This is a genomic window from Allochromatium warmingii (genome assembly GCF_900107145.1).
In the GTDB taxonomy this organism is placed as follows: Bacteria; Pseudomonadota; Gammaproteobacteria; order Chromatiales; family Chromatiaceae; genus Thermochromatium; species Thermochromatium warmingii.
In genome coordinates, this window is sequence record NZ_FNOW01000079.1 from 1 (window position 1) to 2,375 (window position 2,375).

General features: G+C 46.5%; 1 protein-coding gene. It reads right to left on the bottom strand.

What is annotated here, in order from left to right; genetic code table 11:
- Positions 1-136 precede the first annotated feature (136 nt).
- Positions 137-2,002 carry a GGDEF domain-containing protein gene (locus tag BLW10_RS13465; RefSeq protein ID WP_091335549.1) on the bottom strand — a complete coding sequence of 622 codons (1,866 nt, stop codon included), beginning with the start codon at positions 2,000-2,002 and terminating at the stop codon, positions 137-139.
- Positions 2,003-2,375 lie beyond the last annotated feature (373 nt).

Here is a 2,375-nt window from a genome sequence, read left to right on the forward strand (position 1 = left end):
GTAAGTCTGGGTTTTCAATTTTTATATTTCGCACTCTCATCGTGAAAACCTCTTTTATTTACTATAATTATAGACACTTCTGCAAATAACTATAAATTGCAATCTAATCTATGCGCATTGATTGATGCGCATTTTGTTAATAACCATCATTTTCATCATGCCACATTTCAGGCGCAAATCGTAATACGCGATTACGTCCGGTTTCTTTAGCGCGATATAAAGCAACATCAGCATATTTGAGTGTTTGCCAAAAAGTTTCGCTGTCTTCAGGAAAAAGCGCAACCCCAACGGAAATGGTTTTTTTAAGTTCACCGCCGGCGATGCGGAATTTATATTGCTCAACTGCCAAGCGAATTTTTTCTGCTACCTTGACTGCCATCTCACCATTGGTATCAGGTAATAAAATCAAAAATTCCTCACCACCAAACCGAATCACTAAATCAGAAGAACGAACATTTTGCTTTAACAATTCCGCGACCCCCTTAAGCACCGCATCACCGGCATCATGGCCGTGCGTATCATTGACCATCTTAAAATAATCCAAATCTAATAACAAAATCGCTAATACAGTATGACGCCGTTTCGCGGTCGCAACCAGTGTTTCGACATATTCTTCTAAAAAGCGTCGATTATGTAATCCAGTCATCACATCTTGCAGCGATGATTCGCGCAAGGTTTCGGTGAGGCGCTTGGCTTCCAGAACGGGAGCCATTTCACGGATGAACATTAAAATATAGGGCACTTGCAATGCTAAACAGGGCGCAATCGTTTGTGTCGTTACTAATTGCACCACCGCCCCCACAACGCCAGATTGAATAATTGGCACGCAATAATGCTGACGCACTTCACCACCTTGAGCATCTGCTACAAAAGCGGCACAGATGTGCTCCTGTGTCAGACCGTCAACGACATGACCTGCGCGGCGAGCGCGGCAATGTTCGCTGCGAATTAAAATTTGCGGATTGCACCATAGACAATTTTGGTTTTCATCACCATTAATTTTAATCACCTGTAAGTGACCAGTATCGCGGGTTTCATAGAGCGAGTATTCGCAGATACCAAACCGCTTGGTTAATAATTGACCAAAGCGTTCGTAAATCTCGGCTTTGGTTTCATCTTCTTCAATCGTAATTTTAAACGTTGCGGCATCAGCAAGACTGTTGACCATATCAATCGTGGTTTCGAGTTGATTGTCGATCCCACTGGGCATTCGTCCAGTTAGTTGCGCGACTCGCTCAACAATGCTGCTAAGTCCGTGGTCTAAATATTCCAACAGTCGATTGACATGGGCGGCAATCATCCCAACATCATCGGTTGTGCGCTGGGTAACACGCGCTTTAAATTGGCCTTTTAGCGCCCGTTGTACAACTTCGCCAATTTCGGTGGCAGTATCCCCAACTGGCAGCACTAAGCGCCGCGCTAAGGTAATCGCTAACAATGAAAACACGGCAACGGTAATCATAATGCCGATCACGCTGGTCATGGCGTGTTTGCGTAATCCAGATAATAATAATTCAATAGTAACTGCCCCTAAAACATCGCCTTCTTGGACACGATGGCATTGCAAACAATTCGGGGTGCCACGCGAGCTGGCAATATAGGGAATGGTGCCACGAAAAACGGGTTCACCAATTTCATCGATAATGCTGAAGCGCGGTTGACCATCTTGTAATACTTGAGTTTCAATGCGATCAGCGACCATTTCACGCTGCAAGCCTTCGCCAAATTGCTGGCTGACGAGCGGGGAGCGAATGACCCGCGCCATGCTTAAGCCTTGTACTTCCATCAGTCGCTCTAAAAATTGCTCGCGTTTATTGATGGTGCCGTTAATCATCGCTTCCGTTAAATGCACGCGGACGATTTCGGCGGCGGTTTTCACATGGGCGGTAGATGAATTGAGCGCAAATGAGCGAAAGGCATAGAGTGAAATAATCACCAGTGCTATTAAAATACTGGCGGCGAGGGCGACAAAGAGTAATGTAACTTTACGATTAAGATTCATGGCAGTGCTGTTCCTAGATAGCAGATTTGCAAGATGCGGATTGACAACAGAGAACGAATTGAATCACGGGTCTAAACCTTGAAATCGGAGACTACATTTCGAGGGTCGTGGCTGTTGCACAGGCGGTCAACGCATCCCTAGCTGTTCCGTCCCGTGGGATTATATTCCGAAAAGGAGCTATCCTTTGTTCCAAGCCCGCGAGGCACTGCGCACACTCAGTGATGAGCTGAAGACGACCAAGCGGCAACTGCTGACGACACCATCCGCGACCTGACGGGACATCTAATCATGAATCTGAACCTACATCGCAACGCCCGCACCACGCCCGCGATTCGTCAGGAGCTACGCGAGTCCACGAAGTCAGAGCGCGAAC

What these genes read in the sequence shown, in the direction of transcription:
- BLW10_RS13465 (WP_091335549.1), bottom strand. Translation starts at nt 2,002, where the DNA reads ATGAATCTTAATCGTAAAGTTACATTACTCTTTGTCGCCCTCGCCGCC.